Genomic DNA, 19,560 nt, shown 5'->3' on the forward strand with positions numbered 1-19,560 from the left:
TTATCGCCCGGCCGGACCGGGTCAAATCGCGCGGAAACTAGGTCTTTTGCTTGCCGGTTGCAACACCTATAAGGGCGCTTCCAGTGAGACGTTTTGACACTTTCCAGAGCATTTAGAAACAGCCGCCAAGCCATGTCCACCCTTGTCCTGATCCCCGCCCGCATGGCCTCCACCCGCTTGCCGGGCAAGCCGTTGGCCGACCTCGCCGGGTTGCCGATGATCGTTCACGTCGCCAAGCGCGCCGCCGAAAGCGGACTGGGCCGCGTCGTCGTGGCGACCGATACGGAATCGGTCGCCGAGGCCGTGACGGCGCACGGCTTCGAAGCGGTGATGACGCGCGTCGATCATGAGTCGGGCTCGGACCGCATATTTGAGGCGCTGACGGCGCTCGACCCCCATGGCGACGTTGAAACGGTGGTCAACGTCCAGGGCGACCTGCCGACGATCGATCCCGAGCTCATCCGGGCCTCGCTGCGCCCGCTCGAAAGCGCTGCCGTCGACATCGCCACGCTGGGCGTCGAGATCGTGCGCGAAGAGGAAAAGACCAACCCGAACGTCGTCAAGATCGTCGGGTCGCCGCTCACGGCAGCGCGCCTGAAGGCGCTCTACTTCACCCGCGCCACCGCGCCCTGGGGCGACGGTCCGCTGTACCATCACATCGGGCTCTACGCCTATCGCCGCGTGGCCCTCGAGCGTTTCGTCAAGCTCGGGCCATCGCCGCTGGAAAAGCGCGAGCGCCTCGAACAGTTGCGTGCGCTTGAAGCAGGCATGCGCATCGACGCCGAGATCGTCTCGTCCGTGCCGCTCGGCGTCGACACGCCCGAAGACCTCGAGCGCGCCCGCGCCATTCTTTCCAGACAGTAGCAAGGCCAGACAATGCCCGAAAAGACCAATCGCATCTCTTTCCAGGGTGAGCCTGGCGCGAATTCCGATACGGCGTGCCGCAACGTGTTTCCTGACATGGAGCCGTTGCCGTGCCCGACCTTCGAGGATGCGTTCAATGCGGTGGAGACGGGCAAGGCGGATCTGGCGATGATCCCGATCGAAAACACCATCGCCGGCCGCGTCGCCGACATCCATCACCTGTTGCCGGAATCCAAGCTGCACATCGTCGGCGAGTACTTCCTGCCGATCCACTTCCAGCTGATGGTGCTGCCGGGCGTCAAGCGCACCGAGATCAAGACCGTGCACAGCCACATCCACGCGCTTGGCCAGTGCCGCAAGTACATCCGCAAGAACAGCTGGAAGCCGGTGGTCGCCGGCGATACGGCAGGTGCCGCCAAGCTCGTTTCCGAGGTCAAGGACCGCACCATGGCCGCCCTTGCGCCGCGTCTGGCGTCGTCGCTTTACGGTCTTGATATCCTTGAAGAGAATGTCGAGGACACGGAGAACAACATCACCCGGTTCGTGGTGCTGTCGAAGGGCAAGAAGTGGGCCGAGCGCTCCGACCCGGCAACCAGGATGATGACCACCTTCGTCTTCCGCGTGCGCAACGTGCCGGCGGCACTCTACAAGGCGATGGGCGGCTTCGCCACCAACGGCGTCAACATGACCAAGCTGGAAAGTTACCAGCTCGGCGGCGAATTCACCGCCACCCAGTTCTATGCCGATATCGAGGGCCACCCGGACGACCGCATGGTTGCGCTTGCCCTGGAGGAGCTGCGCTTCTTCACCCGCGAGGTGCGCATTCTCGGCGTCTATGAAGCCAACGACTTCCGCAACTCGCAGGACGCCGGCGCCTAGCAAGCGCCCGGGCTTCGATCGCCTGACCTGGATTTGCCGAAGCGCCTAGAGGCGCTTCTCGAACCAGTGATTGGCGTAGGGGTTGTCGTTGTAGGGCGCAACCTCGGCATAGCCATCGCGCTTGTAGAGAGACTGTGCTTCCTTGAGCGCGCGGTTGGTGTCGAGATACACCTTTTGCGCGCCCAGTTCGCCGGCGACCGTTTCCAGCTTGCGCAGCATGCGGCCGGCGACGCCCAGCCCGCGCGCTGACGGTGCGACCCACATCCGCTTGATCTCCGCCACGCCGGCATCCAGCATGCGCACCGCGCCGCAGCCTATGGCGTTTCCGTCGAGCCGGGCAATCAGGAAGCTGCCGTGCGGGCGGATGAACTCGCTTCCCGTGACGCTGTTGCCCTTGCTGGTGTCAAACCCTTCTTCGAAGCGCATGGCGAGTTCTTCGACATACAGCGCCATGCAGCGCTGCGCTTCGGCGCTGTTGGCATCTTCCTCGTCGACCGTCACCGAGGCAGCGACCAGCAGGCGCTCGACCTCGGCCATCGCCGCAATGAGCCGCTGCCGCGCCGACGGCTGCAACGGTTCGAGAATGGAGTTTGCCAGTTCGTTGGACAGCGCGTCGTAGGCGGCGTGCTCGGCAAGGCCCTTGTCTGTGAGCGTCGCGTGGCGGCTCCGGGCGTCGCCATCGGCCTTGTCGACGCTGACGAGGCCCTGCGCCTCGAGCGAACGCAGGATGCGGCTGAGATAGCCCGAATCGAGCCCGAGGCTGGAGCGCAGTGCGCCAAGCCCCGCACCGTCAGGGCCGATCTCGAAAAGCACCCTGGCTTCGCCGAGCGGGCGACCGCGGCTCAGATAGCTGTCTTCCAGCAACCCGATCCGGCGCGACACCCTGCGGTTGAAGCTGCGGAGTTGGGCAATCTGCTCTGGCGTGTCCATTGCCTGACTATGGTCAGGTAAGAACCGAAATGCAAGATGCCAGACTTGAGTCAGCTATATGAAATCGGGCACCCGTCAGTCGCTTTCGGCCCAGGCACGGATAAGATGATGGGCGATCGCATAGCGTGGCGGCACCTTGAGCTCAAGCGGATGAGTGCCCTCAATCATCTGCCTGACCTCGCTGCGGGAAAACCAGCGGCAATCCTCGAGTTCGGCGGTATCGGGACTGATGTCCTCGTTGAGCGCTTCGCCGAAGCAGCCGATCATCAGCGAATACGGAAATGGCCAGGGCTGGCTGGAGTGGTAGACCACACGGCCAAGCCGGATGCCGGCTTCTTCCAGCGTTTCGCGGCGCACCGCCGCTTCGATGGTCTCGCCGGGTTCGATGAAGCCGGCGAGCGCCGAATACATGCCGGGGGCAAAGTGCCTGCCGCGGCCGAGCAGGCATTTCTCGCCCGACACGGTCAGCATGATGGCAACGGGGTCCGTGCGCGGAAAATGCTCTGCGCCGCAGGAGGTGCAGACGCGCTTGTAGCCGCCGGCCCGCATCACGGTTGCGACCCCGCAACGGCCGCAAAAGCCGTGGCTGGCGTGCCAGCCAAGCAGTGCCGCCCCTTGCGCCAACGCGCCGAGCCCGGCGCTGTCGATCAGGCCCTGCATGTGGATGGAGCGAAAATCGAGCGCCTTGAGGTTTGCGGGCAGGCTTTCGACGTCGCTTGTCGCAGCGACCGCTAGGATGGGCTTGTCGTCAGCCCGACCGAGCAGGATCGCCTGGCCGGTCTCGATGCCTAATGCCCGCGCTGTCGCGAGGGCAAAATACGGGTCGGCGGAGCCGTTGGCGAAGTCGAGCAGCAAGCGGCCCTGCATGACTATCAGCAGCCGTGCGCTCGGTTCGGCCAGCGCCAATAGGGCAGAATCGTCGCTGCGCTTCTCCGATTGGCGGTCGATGGTGTTGCCGGCGAAGCCAAGGAAATGGCTCGCTTCGCGTTCGGGCGCGGAAAACAGGCTGAATGGCATGTGATGGGAACTCGGGTTGGCAGGGCGCGATCTTGCTAGAGGGCTTTCCTGACGCTTTCGGCAAAGCGGTGAAGATCGTCGCGGCGATAGGGTTCGCGCACGCCGTGTCCCCAGACGGGCCCAGGCCAGCCGGCGTCGCCCTCGTTGCGGGCGACGACATGGAAATGCAGCTGGCGCACGACATTTCCGAGTGCGCCGGTGTTGATCTTGGTGCAGCCGGTCGAGCGTTTGAGCGCGTGGGCCACCATGTTGCTCTCGAAGGTCAGCATTGCCTGGTCGAGCGGGGTCAGGTCATGGATTTCCTCGATGCCCGGGCGCTGCGGCACCAGGACGACCCAGGGCCAGCGGCGGTCGTTCATGACGCGCAATTCGCACAGCCCAAGCCACATCAACGGCTCGGTGTCCGAGTCGAGCCGAGAATCCAGCGTAAACCCGGCCTTGAGCCCCGACATCATTGGCGTTTCCCTTGTTTGATCAAAAGCTAGAGCGTGGCGTCCCCCACTGCAAGGGCGTGGTAGATATTGCGTGGCTGCGATCGGCACTGCGGACATGCTGCTATGCTGGCGTGGCGCTGAATGGTGGGATGCACTTTTTTTGCTGGCCGCCGGCAAGCGACGCCAAGCGGCATCCTACATCAATTTCGTGGGCCGCATCGCCCGACTTCGTCTTCGATCGCAAGATTCTTTGCGGGTTTGCAGCCACGCTGCGCCGAGCTCGGCTATCCCTTCGCTCCCTGCGTCATATGAACCTCGGGTGGCGCGCTTTGTTGGCTCTTGCAATTGGTGCGGCAATTGCCGATATGAAGGTCGGGAGGTTGGTGGTGGACGATCCACTCGCCAACCGGGTCAGGTCCGGAAGGAAGCAGCCCTAACGAGCCCGGAACGGGTCATTGTTCCAGCCTCCCACCTCTTCGCCCTATTTCCGCGTCATTGACGGCGTTGCGCCGTGTGGGCGAAACTCGTTCCGCGGAATCGACCCGGCAGAGGTCGGACAGGGGCGCCAGGACCAACGGGCGAGCGAACGGGGCGAATGAGCGAAGCCGGACAGACCGAAAAGAGCAAGGACGGCGCCTACCGCGTCCTTGCGCGCAAATATCGCCCCGCGGACTTCACCGCTCTCGTCGGCCAGGAGCCGATGGTCCAGACGCTGACCAATGCGTTTGCCACCGGGCGCATCGCCCAGGCATGGATGCTGACCGGCGTCCGCGGTGTTGGCAAGACCACCACAGCCCGTATCCTTGCCCGCGCGCTGAACTACAAGACGGTTGAGAACGACCGCCCCTCCGTCGACCTGACCGTGCCCGGCGAGCACTGCCAGGCGATCATGGAAGGCCGCCACGTCGACGTCATCGAAATGGACGCCGCCTCCCACACCGGCATCGACGACATCAGGGACATCATCGACCGCGTCCGCTACGCGCCGGTGTCGGCCCGCTACAAGGTCTATATCATCGACGAGGTGCACATGCTCTCGACGCAGGCCTTCAACGGCCTGTTGAAGACGCTGGAAGAGCCGCCGCCGCACGTCAAATTCATCTTCGCCACCACCGAAATCCGCAAGGTTCCGATCACGGTCCTGTCACGCTGCCAGCGCTTCGACCTGCGCCGCATCGACGCTGGCAAGCTGGTTGGCCATCTCCGCAACATTTCCGCGCAGGAAGGCATCGAGGTCGAGGACGATGCGCTGGCCATGGTCGCCCGCGCCGCCGAGGGCTCGGCGCGCGATTCGCTGTCGATCCTCGACCAGGCCATCGCCCATGGCGGCGGCAAGGTGACGACGGAAGCGGTGCGCGCCATGCTCGGCCTCGCCGACCGCGCCCGCGTGGTTGACCTGTTCGAGAACATCATGAAGGGCGACGTCGCGGCTGCGCTTGGCGAACTCAGGGCGCAATACGACACCGGCGCCGATCCGGTCGCCGTGCTCAACGACCTCGCCGAGTTTACCCATCTCGTCACCCGTCTGCGCTTCGTGCCGTCGGCGGCCGACGATGCCTCGCTGTCCGAAGACGAGCGCAAGCGCGGCGTGGAATTCGCGCAGTCGCTTTCAGTGCGCGTCCTGTCTCGCGCGTGGCAGATGTTGCTCAAGGGCATTCCCGAGGTGCAGTCGTCCAACCGGCCGGTGAGTGCGGCCGAGATGGTGCTGATCCGGCTCGCCCATTCCGCCGATCTGCCGACCCTCGACGAAGCGCTGAGGTCGCTCGGCGACGGCTCGATGCAGGCATCCGGCGGCCCGCGCAACGGCGGCGTTCCTGCTGGCGGCGGCAATGGCGGAGGCGGCGCTTCGGCCATCGCCCAGGCGCGCATGCCGGTCAGCAATGGCGGCGGCCAGGCCATGCGCCTGGTGGAGAGCGTGCCCGCGCCCGAGGCGTTTGTCGCGCCGACCCCGGCGCCCGAACCGCTTGTCGATGCCGTACCGGTGCGCACGATCGCCGAACTTGCCAACCTCGCCGAGGCCAATCGCGAGATGGCCTTCAAGGTGCTGATCCGCCGCGTGGTTCGGCCGGTGCGCATCGAGGCCGGCCACATCGAATGCAGCCTGACCGCCGACGCGCCCCGGACATTCCTCAACGACCTGACGGCCAAGCTGAAGGCCTGGACCGGCCGTCACTGGATGGTGTCGCTGTCGCGCGAGGAGGGCGGCCCCACACTCGCAGAAATCGAAGCCAACAAGCGGGAAATCGCGCTCACCGACGCGCGCGCCGACCCGACCGTCTCGGCGATCCTGTCGCGTTTCCCGGGCGCCAAGATCATCGACGTGCGCCTGCCCACTGCGACCGATGCGCCCGACATCGACACCGACATCGACGTGTCCCCCGATCCCGGTGTGGACAATGACGACGACGACCCGTTCTGAGATGAAAAGGACAAGACCATGAAGGATCTCCTCGGCCTAATGGGCAAGGCGAAGGAAATGCAGGCCAAGATGCAGGCGATGCAGGAAGAAATCGCCCAGCTCGAGATGACCGGCCAGTCCGGCGGCGGCCTGGTGCAGGTGACGCTGACCGGCAAATCCGAGATGAAGGCGCTGAAGATCGACCCGTCGCTGGTCAAGGAAGGCGAGGGCGAGATCCTCGAGGACCTGATCGTCGCGGCCCACAACGACGCCAAGGTCAAGGTCGAGGCGGCGATGCAGGAAAAGACCAAGGCGCTGACCGCCGGTCTGCCGATCCCGCCCGGCATGAAGCTGCCGTTCTAGTGATTCAAGTTTAGCCGTGCTACCTTAATAGGGCTGTTGTTGGAGGTCTGTTATGGACGTCAAGGAGGCCGTAAAGGCGGCTAAGAATTATGTTTCTGACTTGCTTGCCGAAGAGGGCATGACCAACTTGGGCTTGGAAGAAATTGAATTCGATGACGCTGAAAGGACTTGGAACGTTACGCTCGGGTTTTCTCGGCCATGGAATAGCCAGCGAAATGCTCTCACGACTATAACGGGCGATAACTCTGCCAAGCGCGCCTATAGAGTCGTGAAGGTGCGAGATAAAGATGGTGAAATTCTATCGGTTAAGCGACGCGAATTGGTAGAGTGATGGCAAAGCCAGTTGTTCTGGATGCCAATTTGTCGATCCTATTTGCGGTAGGGTTGACCAAGGAAATCTACATCTCTAAGCACAAACGTCTCCAGGGATTTGACATCCTTGATTTTAGGATGCTGTCAGAAGTTGTTGCGGCCTCGTCTGGGTTGCTTTTCCTGCCGAATATCCTGAGCGAGACGTCCAATTTGGTTCGATATGTGGGCGACCCTATTCGGCTTGAGGTTTCGTTAGTACTTAGGCAGATAATTGCCACATCGGAAGAGAAATTCATCCCTAGCAAGACAGCATCTGCGCGAGATGAATACTGTCGATTTGGGCTTACTGACGCGGCAATTCTAGAAATGCTGACATCTGGGGCCGTTTTGTATACGGTCGATCTGGATCTTTATTTAGCAGCATTGCAGGCTAACGTATTGGTGGAAAATTTCAATCACTTACGAGACGCACGTCCTGACTTTCGCAATTAATCGCAATCGGTCAGAATCGCGTCACCACACTGATCCCCAGACCTTCGAAACGGTCCATCGCCATCAGTACCTCCGGGGCCTCGTCGAGGCTCAGGTGCTTGCCGACCAGCTTCTGCGGCTGGCGCTTGCCGGCTGCGATCACCTTCTCGGCCCACCTGCTGGATGCGCGGCGGCTGGCCAAACTGATCGCAAAGAACGGCTTTCATGGCGGAATCCCTCGCTCTGCAGTGCCCCGGAAAGGCTTTATGAGCCGCGCATAGGCGATCGGCGCCGCCATTCTTGACCCCGCAGCCACCGCAAACGGCACTGCGCCATCATTTTGCCCGAAAATGGCTCATGCTGGCCTCATTCTGGGGACGTGGCGGGCTTAAAGAGAGGGGCGGATTTGATCGCCTTGAGATGGAAGATGCCGATCTTGGTCGGCGTCGTCGCATCCCCGTTCATCGTATCCGGTTGCACGACGAGCAGCGTTACGGATGGGGTCACCACCAATTCTGTCGGGACGCGGTCCTATGCCTATTCGGCGAAGGACAAGGAGTGCCTGGCGAGGGCCATGTTCTTCGAGTCCAACCGTTCGAGCCGCGATGGCCTCGTCGCAGTCGGCTCGGTCGTGATGAACCGGCTCAAATCGGGCGACTACGGCAACTCGATCTGCGGCGTCGTCGGCCAGAAGAACCAGTTCGCGCCCGGCGTGCTGTCGCGCCCGATGAACTCGAAGGCGCTGCCCGATGTTACGGCTGCGGCCGAGTCGGTGCTCAAGGGTGAGCGCCACCCGAAGGTGAGGGAGAACGTCATGTTCTTCCATACGGCCGGGCTGAAGTTCCCCTACAAGAACATGCACTACACCACGGTTGCCGGCGGCAATGCCTTCTACGAGAAGCGCGGCAGGGTACGTAAGCCGTTGCCCGAGGCTCCTGCCGAAACCATGGTCGCTTCGGCCGACGCGAAGACGCTTCCAGGTGTCGACGACGCCAAGCCTGTAACGGTCGCGTCGGCCTCTTCGGATGCAGCGCTCGCCAGCGCCATGTCGTTCCAGCCGAGTTCCAAGCAGGCCGATGCCATCGGTGCCTTGATCGCCAGCCAGGACAGGCCGATGGACGAGTGACACTAGCGAATAGTCAGCAGTGATCAGCAGAAGACAGGGTTGCCGCCGGGCGGCCTTCACTATTTGCTACTCACTGTTCGCTCGTCGTCTTATATCCCTCCCATGTCGAAGCGAATCGCCGGTCCCGAGATCGAACGCCTGATTCAGCTCCTGGCCAAGGTGCCGGGGCTCGGTCCGCGCTCGGCCCGCCGCGCCGCTCTCCACCTGATCAAGAAGAAAGAGCAGTTGCTGACGCCGCTGGCGGCAGCCATGGGCGATGCCGTCGACAAGGTCCGGGTCTGCTCGACCTGCGGCAATGTCGATACGTCCGACCCGTGCATGATCTGCACCGACCCGCGCCGCGATCCCACGACAATCATCGTTGTCGAGGACGTGTCCGACCTCTGGGCGCTGGAGCGTGCGGCTGCGATGAACGCGCGCTTCCATGTGCTCGGTGGCACGCTGTCGCCGCTTGACGGCATCGGGCCGGACCAACTGACAATCAGGCAGCTCGTCAGCCGCGTCGCCGAAGGCGGGGTCAGCGAGGTGATCCTGGCCGTCAATGCGACGGTCGAGGGCCAGACCACGGCGCACTATCTCACCGACCAGCTGTCGGGTTTCGACATCAAGGTCACGCGCCTTGCGCACGGCGTGCCGGTCGGCGGCGAACTCGATTATCTCGACGAAGGCACGTTGTCCGCCGCGCTCAAATCGCGGACCGTCTTTTGACTCAATTGGCTTGCAGGGAAGCTGGATGAAGAGAGTTTCCGCAAGATTTGCCACCGTCCTTGCCGCAGCGCTGATCGCGTTTTGCGCCACCCCGGCATCCGCCGCCAGGATCGACGATCAATTCCAGGCCTGGCTGGCCAAGGAACTATGGCCGGAGGCAAAAGCAAAGGGTATCTCCAGGGCGACCTTCGACGCGGCGTTCCAGGGCGTCTCACCCAACCTCAAGCTGCCCGATCTCGTACTCCCCGGCGAAAAGCCGAAGACGCCGAAGAAGCAGCATCAGGCCGAATTCGGCTCGCCCGGCAATTATTTCTCCGAAAAGACGCTTGGAGCGGTGACGGCGGGCGGGCGCACCCGCGCCGGCGCCAACGCAAGAACACTTGCGGCGATCGAGAAGCGCTACGGCGTGCCGGCCGGCATCGTGCTGGCGATATGGGGACGCGAGTCCGGCTTTGGCGCTGCCAAGATGCCTTACGACGCCTTCGAGGTGCTTGGAACAAAGGCATTCCTCGCCACCCGCAAGGACATGTTCCGCAAGGAGCTGCTGGCCGGCCTCGAAATGGTCGAGCGCGGGCTGGTCAGCCGCAAGGCGATGCGCTCGTCCTGGGCCGGTGCGCTCGGGCAGCCGCAATTCCTGCCGACCTCGTTCCTAGAACATGCCGTCGACTTCGACGGCGACGGCCGCGCCGACATCTGGAACTCGACGCCTGACACGCTGGCCTCGATCGCCAATTATCTCGTCCACTATGGCTGGGTGAAGGGCCGCGACTGGGGTTTCGAGGTGACGTTGCCCGAGAATGTGTCCTGCGCGCTGGAAGGCCCCGACCAGGGCAAGAAGATAGCGGATTGGGCAGCTCTGGGGATCACCCGCGTCGGCGCCAAGCCCTTCCCGCAGAACGAGGCGCGCGCCGAAGGCTACCTGATGATGCCCGCCGGACGGAACGGTCCGGCCTTCATCGTTACACCCAATTTCTACGTGCTCAAGAAGTACAACGAGAGCGATGTCTATGCGCTCTTCATCGGCCATGGCGCCGACCGCATTGCCAGTGGTGACAGGCGCTTTGCCGGCAGCTGGGGCAAGGTTGACGGGCTCTACCGTTCCGATGTCGCGTCGATGCAGCGGAGCCTTGAAAAGCTCGGTTATGACGTTGGCGGGGCCGATGGCCTGCCGGGCTTCAAGACCCGCCGCTCGATCGGCGACTGGCAGGCAAAAAACGGCCGTTCCGCGACGTGCTTTCCGGACAAGGGGATCGTCGAGGCGATGCGGTAGCGATTTCGAGGCTGCCTACGCCCGCTTCATCCCCTTATGCACTTCCGCCAAAATCTCGTACGAGCGCTTGCGCGCGGCGTGGTCGAAAACCTGCGCGGTGACCATGAGCTCATCGGCACCCGTTCGGGTAATGAACGCTTCGATGCCACGCTGCACGGTTTCGCGTGAGCCGACGATGGCGCAGGACAGCGTCTGCGCCAGCATCTGGCGTGCCGCGGGGTCGAGGTCGCGATCGTAGCCCTCGACGGGCGCGGGCAGCCGGCCCGGGCGTCCGCTGCGCAGGTTGACGAAGGCCTGCTGCTGCGAGGTGAAGAGCAGCTTCGCCTGCTCGTCTGTGTCGGCCGCGACGATGCTGACGCCGAGCATGACATAAGGCTTGGCCAGGCGCTGCGAAGGCTGGAAGCGCGAGCGGTAGACCTCGAGCGCATGGTCGAGCTCGGCGGGCGCGAAGTGCGAGGCAAATGCGTAAGGCAGGCCGAGCATCGCTGCGAGCTGCGCCCCATAAAGGCTGGAGCCAAGCACCCACACCTCGACCTGTTCGCCTTCGCCGGGTACGGCGCGGATGCGCTGATCTGGTGTCGCCGGCTCGAAATAGTTGATGAGCTCGACCACGTCCTGGGGGAAGTTGTCGACGCCGGCTTCGAGGTTGCGGCGCAGGGCGCGTGCGGTCAGCATGTCGGTTCCCGGCGCGCGGCCGATGCCGAGGTCGATGCGGCCCGGGTGCAGGGCGGCAAGCGTCCCGAACTGCTCGGCGATGACCAGCGGCGCGTGGTTCGGCAGCATGATGCCGCCGGCGCCGACGCGGATGGTGCTGGTGCCGGCCGCGACATGGGCGATCACCACGGAGGTCGCCGCGCTGGCGATGCCGGCCATGTTGTGATGCTCGGCCAGCCAGTAGCGATGGAAGCCGAGTTTTTCGGCATGGCGGGCGAGGTCGAGTGTGTTTGTCAGTGACTGGCCAGCGGTGCTGCCTTCGGTCACCGGCGACAGATCGAGCACGGAAAGGGTGGTCATGAAGCAGCTCCGGCGGGTGGGACCCGCCGGATATAGGAACCACGTCGGCAGGGCACAAACCCGCCGTGGCGATTTACCTTGGTCCAGATGCCAAGGGCATCAGGCTGCCGGCGCGACCAAGGAGGCTGACGTACCGAGTTCCTTGCGCACCAGAGGTGCGACCTTGGTGCCGTAGAGCTCGATCGCCTTCATGATCTTGGCATGCGGCATGATGCCGATCGCCATCTGCAACAGGAAGCGGTCGTTGTTGAACAGCTTGTGCTGGGCGACGATCTTTTCCGCCACCGCCTCCGGATTGCCGACGAACAGCGCGCCACGCGGGCCACGCGACAGGTCGAAATGCGCTCTCGATGTCGGACCCCAGCCACGCTCGCGGCCGATGCGGTTCATCACCTCGGCCTGTGGCAGGTAGAAATCGTCCGCCGCCTGTTCGGTGGTCTCGCCGATGAAGCCGTGAACGTTGATGCTGGTGGCGAGCTTCGCAACGTCCTGGCCGCCGCGGCGCGCCGCTTCGCGGTAAAGGTCGAACAGCGGGGCGAAACGGGCTGGTTCGCCGCCGATGATGGCGAGCGCCAGGGGCAGGCCGAGCACGCCGGCGCGGGCCGCCGACTGCGGCGTGCCGCCGATGGCGATCCAGATCGGCAGCTTGTCCTGGTAGGGGCGAGGGTAGACGCCGCGGTCGTTGATCGACGCGCGGTGCGTGCCCTGCCAGGTCACGCGCTCGCTGTCACGCAAGGCAAGCAGAAGGTCGAGCTTTTCGGCGAACAGTTCGTCATAGTCCTCGAGATTGTAGCCGAACAGCGGAAACGACTCGATGAACGAGCCGCGTCCGGCCATGATCTCGGCGCGGCCGCCCGACAACTGGTCGAGCGTGGCGAATTGCTGGAACACGCGCACCGGATCGTCCGACGACAGCACTGTGACAGCACTTGTCAGCCTGATGCGCTTGGTGCGTTCGGCCGCCGCAGCCAGTGCGACGACCGGCGCCGAGGCGGCATAGTCGGGCCTGTGGTGTTCGCCGAGGCCGAACACGTCGAGCCCGACCTGATCCGCCAACTCGATCTCTTCGATCAGATTGCGCAAGCGTTGATAGGGGCCGATGGCGTCCGGGCCTGGTTCGGGGCTGACGTCGGCGAATGTGTAGAGACCGAGTTCCATCGCTGCTTCCTTGGGGGTTGGCTTTCCCGTCACAGGTAGCTATAGGTTGCCGCGGCTGCCAGTCTCCAGGCAGTGAACAATCTTTGCCGCCTTTTGAACGGTCGAACGTTTCCTAGCTGCAACAAGCGGGGAAATCATGGCTGGCATGCGCAATTGGCGCTTGAACTTGCGCCCTTGCTGCGTATGTAAGCGGCGTCACTTGACTTCAGGGAAATCACAAACTTGGCAATCTACAGGGAAAAAGACGTCTTCGAACGGCGTAACGCCGCCAATGAGGCTAAGAAGGCTCTTCTCGATAAGTACAAAGCACGCCCGGCCGCCGACGATCCGGCAGTTGTGGCCCGTCAGGCCGAACGCAAGGCAATCCTAGAGGCACGCGCAATCCGCGAAGCCGAAAAGGAAAAGCTGCGCCAGGAACGCCTGGCACGCGAGGCCATCGAAAAGGCCGAGCGCGAGGCAAAGGCCGAGGCCGAACGCCTGGCTGCCGAAGAGGCCGCCCAGGCAGATGCAAAGGCACGCGAAGCCGAGGAAGGCGATCGTATCGCCCGCCTGTTGGCAGACGAAGCCGAGCGCAAGGCCAAGCGCGACGCGCGCTATGCGGCACGCAAGGCGCGTGGCAAGCGCATGCCGCCTTCGGCCAATTACGGCTGATTGATCTGACCTAGACTAAGGCGCCACGCCCGAAATTGTGGGCGGCTCGCAGCCGAGATGTGCCAAGCACCTCGGCTGACGGGCCGCTTTGGCGCGCCCATAGGCAAGCCCAGTCTGGCGCCCAAGCGGCCCGCTTTTCGGGCAAGCCGCTGGTCTTGCGTCAGGATCTTGCGGCGACGATCTTCGATCAGGCGACGAGCTTGAGGCCGACGATGCCAGACACGATCAATCCGATGCAGGCGAGGCGAAGCGCCGTCGCCGGTTCGCCCAGCAGCCAGATGCCAAGCATCGCCGTGCCGACGGTGCCGATGCCGGTCCAGATGGCATAGGCCGTGCCGACGGGCAGCGTCTTCAGCGCAAGGCCAAGCAGGCCGAGGCTGACAATCATCGAGGCGATGGTAAGGACGGTCGGCATCGGCTTTGAAAAGCCGTCGGTATATTTCAGGCCGATGGCCCAGCCGATTTCAAACAGTCCGGCGAAAAACAGATAAGTCCAAGCCATGGAACGCTCCAGCGAGATGGCGGGTCGTCCCGGCCGAAATATGAGGGGAGTTGCAAGGTCGTCCTTGCGCCCGGGTAGATGGGTACTTCCGGCGATAAGATCAACCAGGCGCCCGGCCGATGCGACCGGGCGTGGTCGGTATCATGCGTGCCAAGGACTACTTGTCCTTGATCTTGGTCGCCTGAACCGGAGGCGCCTTGAAGGCAGGTGCCGGAGCAGGCTTCTTGGCGTCTTTCTTGGGTTTCCGGGGCTCTTTCCCGGCTTTCATCGCACCTTTGGCCATGATTCGTTTCTCCCGCTGCTGAGAGTTGGAGTGAAACGCGAACTTGCCGCGCTTGCAAGAGGGATAGAGTGTGTCCAGCAGCATGTCTGGATGGCACACGCGAATATAGGCTTGAGAGTGATCGGCGGGCCGCTACATTCAGCCCTGTGAGGGTCTGATGTCGGCGCAAGGCGGTTCCCGGTTTGTCATTTTCGCAGCGATCGCGGGCAACCTGCTCATCGCGGCGACCAAGTTCGTCGCCGCTTTCTTCACCGGCAGTTCGGCGATGCTATCGGAGGGCGTGCATTCGGTGGTCGACACCGGCAATGGCCTGCTTCTGCTCTACGGCCTGCGCCGCGCCGCCCGCCCGCCTGATATCACGCATCCGCTCGGCCATGGCCGCGAGCTCTACTTCTGGTGTTTCATCGTCGCCTTGCTGGTGTTTGCGCTCGGCGCCGGCGTCGCCTTCTACGAGGGCGTGCTGCACATCGTCGATCCCGAGCCGATCAAGAACCCTGTCGTCAACTATGTGGTGCTGGGCCTTTGCGTGATCTTCGAAGGCGGCTCGTGGTTCGTCGCGCTGAAGGAGTTCCGGCGCGGCAAGGGCAATTTCGGTTACATCCAGGCGGTCCGGCGCAGCAAGGACCCGAGCGTCTATACCGTGCTGTTCGAAGACAGCGCCGCACTGCTCGGCCTGTTGGTCGCCCTCATCGGCATATCGGCCGCCCAGTATTTCGAGCAGCCCTGGCTCGACGGTGCGGCTTCGATCGGCATCAGCTTCATCCTCGCCGCGACCGCAGTGTTCCTCGCCAATGAAAGCAAGGGGCTGCTGATGGGCGAGCCGGCGCTGCCGGATGTCCAGCAGGCGATCCTCGCCATCGCTCAGGCCGATCCGGCTGTTGCGAAGGCGAATGGCGTGCTGACGGTGCACATGGGGCCGCAACAGGTCGTGGCCGGTCTCAGCATCGATTTTGTCGACGACATCTCGGCGGCCGAGATCGAGACATGCGTCGAGCGCCTTGAAACCAGGCTGAAGGCCGAAGTGCCGGAGGTGACGTCCGTCTTCGTCAAACCGCAGACGACCGGGCGCTGGCGCGAGCGTCGCAAGAAGATCGAGCAGGGCAGCATCCACTAGCCTGACAGGACGGCGCAATTTCGCTAGCACGGTGCGCCAGACACGAAGCAGATGTCTGAGGGAGAAGTGACATGAAGATCTCGGGCGGGTGCCACTGTGGCGCTATCACCTACAAGGCCGACGTCGAGCCGGAAAGGACGGCGATCTGTCATTGCACTGATTGCCAGAAGCTGACCGGCACGGCCTTTCGCGTCACCGTGCAGGTGCCGGAGGAAAACATTGCCTTCTCCGGTATGCCCAAGATCTACGTGAAGGTCGGCGACAGCGGCAACAAGCGCGCGCAGGGCTTCTGCGGCGAATGCGGGTCCCACCTGTTTGCCACATCGGTCGGCGATGGCCCGAAAGTCTATGGCCTCAGGACCGGTACTTCGGACCAGCGTGATCAACTGGTGCCGCGCAAGCAGGTCTGGCACCGCTCCGCGCTGCACTGGCTGCCCGAATTCGAGGGCATGGCCACTGCCGAGAAGGCATCCTAGCGCATCGGCCCGAAAATCGGACCCGATTTTCGGAAAGCACGATGCGCCAACTCAGTAAGTTAGAGCGTCCCTTGCGCGTCCATTCGGACGCACGGCGCTCTAGCGCATGCGGCCGACTGGCGCGGGTTCCGCTCGCGCTAGTCGCGTTCCTCGACCACGCGCAGCCGAAGCTGGCCGGTCTTGGAATCGGCTGCGCGCGCCGCTTCGCGCTTTGGCGCCTCGTCGGTTTCCGTGCCTTGGCCGGCGCCAAATTCAAGGGCTTCGATCTTTTCGCCGCGCTTGGTGACTTTCGACGACGACACCAAGATGTCGTCGATGTCCTTGTTGGCCTGCGAGAAATGCGTCTGCAGCTTGCGCACGCGCTCATCGAGGCGACCGACATCTTCCATCAGCCGGATGACCTCGCCCTGTATGAGGTGCGCCTGCTCGCGCATCCTGGCGTCCTTGAGGATTGCCTGGATCACCTGGATCGACAGCATCAGCAACGAGGGCGAGACGATGACCACCCGGGCGCGATGCGCCCGGTGCACCAGCGACTCGAAGTTCTCGTGGATTTCAGCGAAGATCGATTCCGACGGCACGAACATGAACGCGGTGTCCTGCGTCTCGCCCGTGATCAGGTATTTGTCCGAGATCGCCTTGATGTGCACCTCGAGATCGCGCCGGAAGGCCTGCGCGGCATATTTCTGCGCTTCGGCCGCGCCGTCGACGTCGGCCGCCGCGCGAATGGCGTTCCACGCCTCGAGCGGAAACTTGGCGTCGATGACCAGCGATGGCGCGCCGTTGGGCATCTTCACCAGGCAGTCGGGCCGGTTGTTGTTCGATAGTGTGGCCTGGAACTCATAGGCGCCGAGCGGCAGGCCGTCGGCGACGATCGCTTCCATGCGCGATTGGCCGAAGGCGCCGCGTGTCTGCTTGTTGGACAAGATCGCCTGCAACTGCACGACCTGGCCGGCAAGCGACTGGATGTTGCCCTGTGCGGTGTCGATCACGGCCAGGCGTTCCTGCAGCTTGGCCAGGCTGTCGTGGGTCGATTTGGTCTGTTCGGCCATGGTCTGGCCGATGCGGCCGGTCATCGCGTCGAGCCGTTGGCTGAGCGACTGCGTCAGTTCCGCCTGGCGCGAGCCGAAGATCTCGGCGACGGTTCCCAGGCGCCCCTGCATCTCCGCTTGCGCCTGCAAGATGCCAGCCATCCGCGCCTCGGCGTCGCGGGCATGGTCGGCCGCCTCCGTCGCCGCCACCGAGCGTGCCCTGGCCGAACGCCACAGGGCAACGACCATCGCCGTCAGCAGGCCGAAGAACAAAAGCGTCCCGAAAGCCAGCACGTGGCCGAGCGTGACGATGGTGGCGCCGAGTTGGGCGACCGGTTCGGAAAGGATCGTGGAAATCGGGTTCATGCGCTCCAGCATAGCCGATTCGCATGCCTGCGACAGATCAAAGCAGGAACATCGTAGTGTGCTGGTGGTTGACGGTTTTCGCCGGACATCCTAGTTGAAGCGCATGACGATCAAGCCGCTAATCATCCTTCCCGATCCGCTTCTGCGCGAAGTTTCCAAGCCGGTGGAGCGCATCGACGATGCCACCCGCAGGTTCGCGCGTGACATGCTGGACACCATGTATGACGCGCCGGGCATCGGCCTTGCCGCAATCCAGGTCGGCGAACCGCTGCGCATGCTGGTGATCGACCTTGCCAAGGAAGGCGAGGAGCCGGCGCCGCGCATTGTCATCAACCCGCAAGTTCTGTCGCGAAGCGATGATTCCTCGGTGTACGAGGAAGGCTGCCTCTCGATCCCGGACTATTATGCCGAGGTCGAACGTCCGGCGACGGTGCGGGTGAAGTATCTCGACGAGCACGGCAAGGAGCACGAGATCGAGGCCGACGGACTGCTCGCCACCTGCCTCCAGCACGAGATCGACCATCTCGATGGCGTGTTGTTCATCGACTACATCTCCAAGCTCAAGCGTGACATGGTCTTGCGCAAGTTCAAGAAGCTCGCCAAGGATCGCGCGCCAAGCCGCATGGTTGGGTGACCACTCCAGGCTTGACGTCAGGCTCGTAAACCCGTTTGAAGCGTAAGCCTGATCGGGCGGCCGTCGCCGTCCGGGGCTTCGAACTGGATCGCCTGAAACGAATGAGCCTTCGCGTCATCTTCATGGGAACGCCGGACTTCTCCGTTCCGACGCTGCGAGCGATCGTTGAAGCCGGCCACGAGGTCGTCGCCGTCTACTCGCAGCCGCCGCGCGCCGCGGGGCGTCGCGGGCTCGAACTGACGCCATCGCCGGTGCAACGCGAGGCGGAACGGCTTGGCATCGAGGTGCGCACGCCGCTGACGCTGAAGGGCGAGGCCGAGCAGGCGGCGTTTCGCGACTTGCAGGCCGATGTTGCAGTGGTGGTTGCCTATGGCCTGCTGCTGCCGAAGGCCATTCTCGAAGGCGTGCGGCTGGGCTGCTACAACGGCCACGCCTCGCTTCTGCCGCGCTGGCGCGGTGCGGCCCCGATCCAGCGCGCGATCATGGCAGGCGATGCCGAGACGGGCATGATGGTCATGCGCATGGAAGAGGGGCTGGACACCGGTCCGGTCGCGCGACTTGAAAAAGTCGCGATTGGACCCGACATGACCGCTGGCGAGTTGCACGATCGTCTGATGGCGGTGGGAGCCTCGCTCATGGTAGAAGCGCTGGCTGAACTTGAAGCGGGCAGGCTGGAAACAGTGCCTCAGGCCAGCGAGGGCGTTACCTACGCCAGGAAGATCGAGAAAGCCGAAGCGCGGATCGATTGGACATTGCCGGCGGCGGCGGTCGACAGCACGATCCGCGGTCTTTCGCCGTTTCCTGGTGCCTGGTGTGAATTCGAAATCGGCGGACGGAGCGAGCGCCTCAAGGTGTTGCGCTCGCATCGGTCCGCTGGGCAAGGGGAGCCGGGAACGGTTCTCGACGACCGGTTGGAGATTGCCTGCGGCGACGCTGCCGTCAGGTTGGTCGAGGTGCAGAGGGCGGGAGGAAAACCCGTCACCGCGGATGAATTCCTGCGCGGTGCCAAGATCGAAAAAGGAATGAAATTGTCATGAGCATGATGTCGATCCGCGCGGCCACCCCGCGCGACCGTGAGGCGATCCGCCTTGTTGAAGAACACGCATTCGGACAGCAGGCCGAGGCCGGTCTCGTCGATGCGCTGGTCGCCGAAGGCGATGCGGTCGTCGAACTCGTTGCCGAGGAAGATGGCGAGGTTGTCGGCCACATCCTGTTTTCCAGGCTCTATGTCCAGAACGGCGGCAAGACTGTCCCGGCGGTAGCGCTTGCGCCGCTGGCGGTCGAACCCGATTTCCACGGCACCGGCATTGGCGGCGCCCTGGTGCGCGAGGCCCATATCCGCCTCAAGGATGCCGGCGAGACGCTGGCCGTGGTGCTGGGCGATCCCGCCTATTATGGCCGCTTCGGCTACAGCCATGAGCGCGCGGCCCAATTCGAAAGCGATTATCAGTGCGACGCGCTGCAGGCCCAGGCCTGGGGCGATGCGCCGGCGACCGGCAAGCTGGTCTACGCCTCCGCTTTCGGCACTGCACTCGCCGCCTGACGACAGCCAGTACCGC

At 63.6% G+C, this 19,560-nt stretch carries 24 protein-coding genes and 1 other RNA gene; 16 read left to right on the top strand and 9 right to left on the bottom strand.

What is annotated here, in order from left to right; all coding sequences use genetic code 11:
• The first annotated feature begins 132 nt into the window (after positions 1 to 132).
• The gene (locus tag PCJ21_RS08180; RefSeq protein WP_269930902.1) at positions 133 to 864 is read left to right on the top strand and encodes a 3-deoxy-manno-octulosonate cytidylyltransferase; all 732 of its coding nucleotides are present in this window, start codon (positions 133 to 135) and stop codon (positions 862 to 864) included.
• A 12-nt stretch (positions 865 to 876) separates the two neighbouring features.
• Positions 877 to 1,743 (top strand): prephenate dehydratase, encoded by an 867-nt coding sequence (locus tag PCJ21_RS08185; RefSeq protein WP_269930903.1) that lies wholly within the window; start codon positions 877 to 879, stop codon positions 1,741 to 1,743.
• A 45-nt stretch (positions 1,744 to 1,788) separates the two neighbouring features.
• On the opposite strand, the gene PCJ21_RS08190 is transcribed toward PCJ21_RS08185, so the two are convergent.
• The 3 genes from PCJ21_RS08190 to PCJ21_RS08200 all read right to left on the bottom strand — a co-directional run bounded on the left by PCJ21_RS08190 (position 1,789) and on the right by PCJ21_RS08200 (position 4,145).
• Complete coding sequence (locus tag PCJ21_RS08190; protein ID WP_269930904.1) at positions 1,789 to 2,673, bottom strand: bifunctional helix-turn-helix transcriptional regulator/GNAT family N-acetyltransferase; 885 nt, start codon at positions 2,671 to 2,673, stop codon at positions 1,789 to 1,791.
• Positions 2,674 to 2,748: 75 nt separating this feature from the next.
• Positions 2,749 to 3,690: an NAD(+) diphosphatase gene (gene nudC / locus PCJ21_RS08195; RefSeq protein WP_269930905.1), complete on the bottom strand. Its 942-nt coding sequence runs from the start codon at positions 3,688 to 3,690 to the stop codon at positions 2,749 to 2,751.
• 35 nt (positions 3,691 to 3,725) lie between these two features.
• A complete protein-coding gene (locus PCJ21_RS08200; RefSeq protein WP_269930906.1) occupies positions 3,726 to 4,145 on the bottom strand; it encodes an HIT domain-containing protein in 420 nt (139 codons plus the stop codon).
• A 354-nt stretch (positions 4,146 to 4,499) separates the two neighbouring features.
• On the opposite strand from PCJ21_RS08200, the gene ffs reads away from it, so the two are divergent.
• The 5 genes from ffs to PCJ21_RS08225 all read left to right on the top strand — a co-directional run bounded on the left by ffs (position 4,500) and on the right by PCJ21_RS08225 (position 7,689).
• An RNA gene (ffs, locus tag PCJ21_RS08205) (signal recognition particle sRNA small type) lies at positions 4,500 to 4,596 on the top strand.
• Positions 4,597 to 4,719: 123 nt separating this feature from the next.
• Positions 4,720 to 6,543: a DNA polymerase III subunit gamma/tau gene (locus PCJ21_RS08210; RefSeq protein WP_269930907.1), complete on the top strand. Its 1,824-nt coding sequence runs from the start codon at positions 4,720 to 4,722 to the stop codon at positions 6,541 to 6,543.
• Positions 6,544 to 6,561: 18 nt separating this feature from the next.
• On the top strand, positions 6,562 to 6,885 hold the full coding sequence (locus tag PCJ21_RS08215; protein ID WP_269930908.1) for a YbaB/EbfC family nucleoid-associated protein: 324 nt from the start codon (positions 6,562 to 6,564) through the stop codon (positions 6,883 to 6,885).
• A 52-nt stretch (positions 6,886 to 6,937) separates the two neighbouring features.
• The gene (locus PCJ21_RS08220; protein WP_269930909.1) at positions 6,938 to 7,216 is read left to right on the top strand and encodes a hypothetical protein; all 279 of its coding nucleotides are present in this window, start codon (positions 6,938 to 6,940) and stop codon (positions 7,214 to 7,216) included.
• Positions 7,216 to 7,689 (top strand): PIN domain-containing protein, encoded by a 474-nt coding sequence (locus PCJ21_RS08225; protein ID WP_269930910.1) that lies wholly within the window; start codon positions 7,216 to 7,218, stop codon positions 7,687 to 7,689. Before PCJ21_RS08220 ends, PCJ21_RS08225 begins: the two co-directional genes overlap by 1 nt.
• A 10-nt stretch (positions 7,690 to 7,699) precedes the next feature.
• Here the strand turns inward: PCJ21_RS08225 and PCJ21_RS08230 are convergent, their stop codons facing one another.
• A complete protein-coding gene (locus tag PCJ21_RS08230) occupies positions 7,700 to 7,831 on the bottom strand; it encodes a hypothetical protein (RefSeq protein WP_442865983.1) in 132 nt (43 codons plus the stop codon).
• Between the two features lie 264 nt (positions 7,832 to 8,095).
• Between PCJ21_RS08230 and PCJ21_RS08235 the strand changes: the two genes are divergently transcribed.
• From PCJ21_RS08235 to PCJ21_RS08245, 3 genes are all read left to right on the top strand, one after another.
• Positions 8,096 to 8,794 (top strand): cell wall hydrolase, encoded by a 699-nt coding sequence (locus PCJ21_RS08235; protein WP_269930911.1) that lies wholly within the window; start codon positions 8,096 to 8,098, stop codon positions 8,792 to 8,794.
• Positions 8,795 to 8,896: 102 nt separating this feature from the next.
• Complete coding sequence (gene recR, locus PCJ21_RS08240) at positions 8,897 to 9,502, top strand: recombination mediator RecR (RefSeq protein ID WP_269930912.1); 606 nt, start codon at positions 8,897 to 8,899, stop codon at positions 9,500 to 9,502.
• 25 nt (positions 9,503 to 9,527) lie between these two features.
• Positions 9,528 to 10,772: a lytic murein transglycosylase gene (locus PCJ21_RS08245; protein ID WP_269930913.1), complete on the top strand. Its 1,245-nt coding sequence runs from the start codon at positions 9,528 to 9,530 to the stop codon at positions 10,770 to 10,772.
• Between the two features lie 15 nt (positions 10,773 to 10,787).
• Here PCJ21_RS08245 and PCJ21_RS08250 read toward each other — a convergent pair whose 3' ends face one another.
• The gene (locus tag PCJ21_RS08250) at positions 10,788 to 11,786 is read right to left on the bottom strand and encodes an LLM class flavin-dependent oxidoreductase (RefSeq protein ID WP_269930914.1); all 999 of its coding nucleotides are present in this window, start codon (positions 11,784 to 11,786) and stop codon (positions 10,788 to 10,790) included.
• 99 nt (positions 11,787 to 11,885) lie between these two features.
• A complete protein-coding gene (locus PCJ21_RS08255) occupies positions 11,886 to 12,944 on the bottom strand; it encodes an LLM class flavin-dependent oxidoreductase (RefSeq protein ID WP_269930915.1) in 1,059 nt (352 codons plus the stop codon).
• A 222-nt stretch (positions 12,945 to 13,166) separates the two neighbouring features.
• Here PCJ21_RS08255 and PCJ21_RS08260 point away from each other — a divergent pair, with 222 nt between their 5' ends.
• The gene (locus PCJ21_RS08260) at positions 13,167 to 13,595 is read left to right on the top strand and encodes a DUF6481 family protein (protein WP_269930916.1); all 429 of its coding nucleotides are present in this window, start codon (positions 13,167 to 13,169) and stop codon (positions 13,593 to 13,595) included.
• Positions 13,596 to 13,782: 187 nt separating this feature from the next.
• Here the strand turns inward: PCJ21_RS08260 and sugE are convergent, their stop codons facing one another.
• Both sugE and PCJ21_RS08270 read right to left on the bottom strand, forming a co-directional pair.
• Positions 13,783 to 14,097 carry a quaternary ammonium compound efflux SMR transporter SugE gene (gene sugE / locus PCJ21_RS08265; RefSeq protein ID WP_269930917.1) on the bottom strand — a complete coding sequence of 105 codons (315 nt, stop codon included), beginning with the start codon at positions 14,095 to 14,097 and terminating at the stop codon, positions 13,783 to 13,785.
• Between the two features lie 157 nt (positions 14,098 to 14,254).
• A complete protein-coding gene (locus PCJ21_RS08270; protein WP_269930918.1) occupies positions 14,255 to 14,464 on the bottom strand; it encodes a hypothetical protein in 210 nt (69 codons plus the stop codon).
• 73 nt (positions 14,465 to 14,537) lie between these two features.
• Here PCJ21_RS08270 and PCJ21_RS08275 point away from each other — a divergent pair, with 73 nt between their 5' ends.
• Both PCJ21_RS08275 and PCJ21_RS08280 read left to right on the top strand, forming a co-directional pair.
• Positions 14,538 to 15,494: a cation diffusion facilitator family transporter gene (locus tag PCJ21_RS08275; protein WP_269930919.1), complete on the top strand. Its 957-nt coding sequence runs from the start codon at positions 14,538 to 14,540 to the stop codon at positions 15,492 to 15,494.
• 71 nt (positions 15,495 to 15,565) lie between these two features.
• Positions 15,566 to 15,970 (top strand): GFA family protein, encoded by a 405-nt coding sequence (locus PCJ21_RS08280; protein WP_269930920.1) that lies wholly within the window; start codon positions 15,566 to 15,568, stop codon positions 15,968 to 15,970.
• A gap of 137 nt (positions 15,971 to 16,107) precedes the next feature.
• On the opposite strand, the gene PCJ21_RS08285 is transcribed toward PCJ21_RS08280, so the two are convergent.
• Positions 16,108 to 17,367 (bottom strand): DNA recombination protein RmuC, encoded by a 1,260-nt coding sequence (locus tag PCJ21_RS08285; RefSeq protein ID WP_269930921.1) that lies wholly within the window; start codon positions 17,365 to 17,367, stop codon positions 16,108 to 16,110.
• A 103-nt stretch (positions 17,368 to 17,470) separates the two neighbouring features.
• On the opposite strand from PCJ21_RS08285, the gene def reads away from it, so the two are divergent.
• From def to PCJ21_RS08300, 3 genes are all read left to right on the top strand, one after another.
• Complete coding sequence (def, locus tag PCJ21_RS08290; protein WP_269931116.1) at positions 17,471 to 18,001, top strand: peptide deformylase; 531 nt, start codon at positions 17,471 to 17,473, stop codon at positions 17,999 to 18,001.
• Positions 18,002 to 18,102: 101 nt separating this feature from the next.
• Entirely contained in the window at positions 18,103 to 19,038 is a 936-nt protein-coding gene (gene fmt / locus PCJ21_RS08295) for a methionyl-tRNA formyltransferase (protein WP_269930922.1), read from the top strand.
• On the top strand, positions 19,035 to 19,544 hold the full coding sequence (locus PCJ21_RS08300; protein WP_269930923.1) for a GNAT family N-acetyltransferase: 510 nt from the start codon (positions 19,035 to 19,037) through the stop codon (positions 19,542 to 19,544). The genes fmt and PCJ21_RS08300 overlap by 4 nt, the downstream gene beginning before the upstream one ends.
• Positions 19,545 to 19,560 lie beyond the last annotated feature (16 nt).

Source organism: Aminobacter sp. HY435 (assembly GCF_027568395.1).
In the GTDB taxonomy this organism is placed as follows: Bacteria; Pseudomonadota; Alphaproteobacteria; order Rhizobiales; family Rhizobiaceae; genus Aminobacter.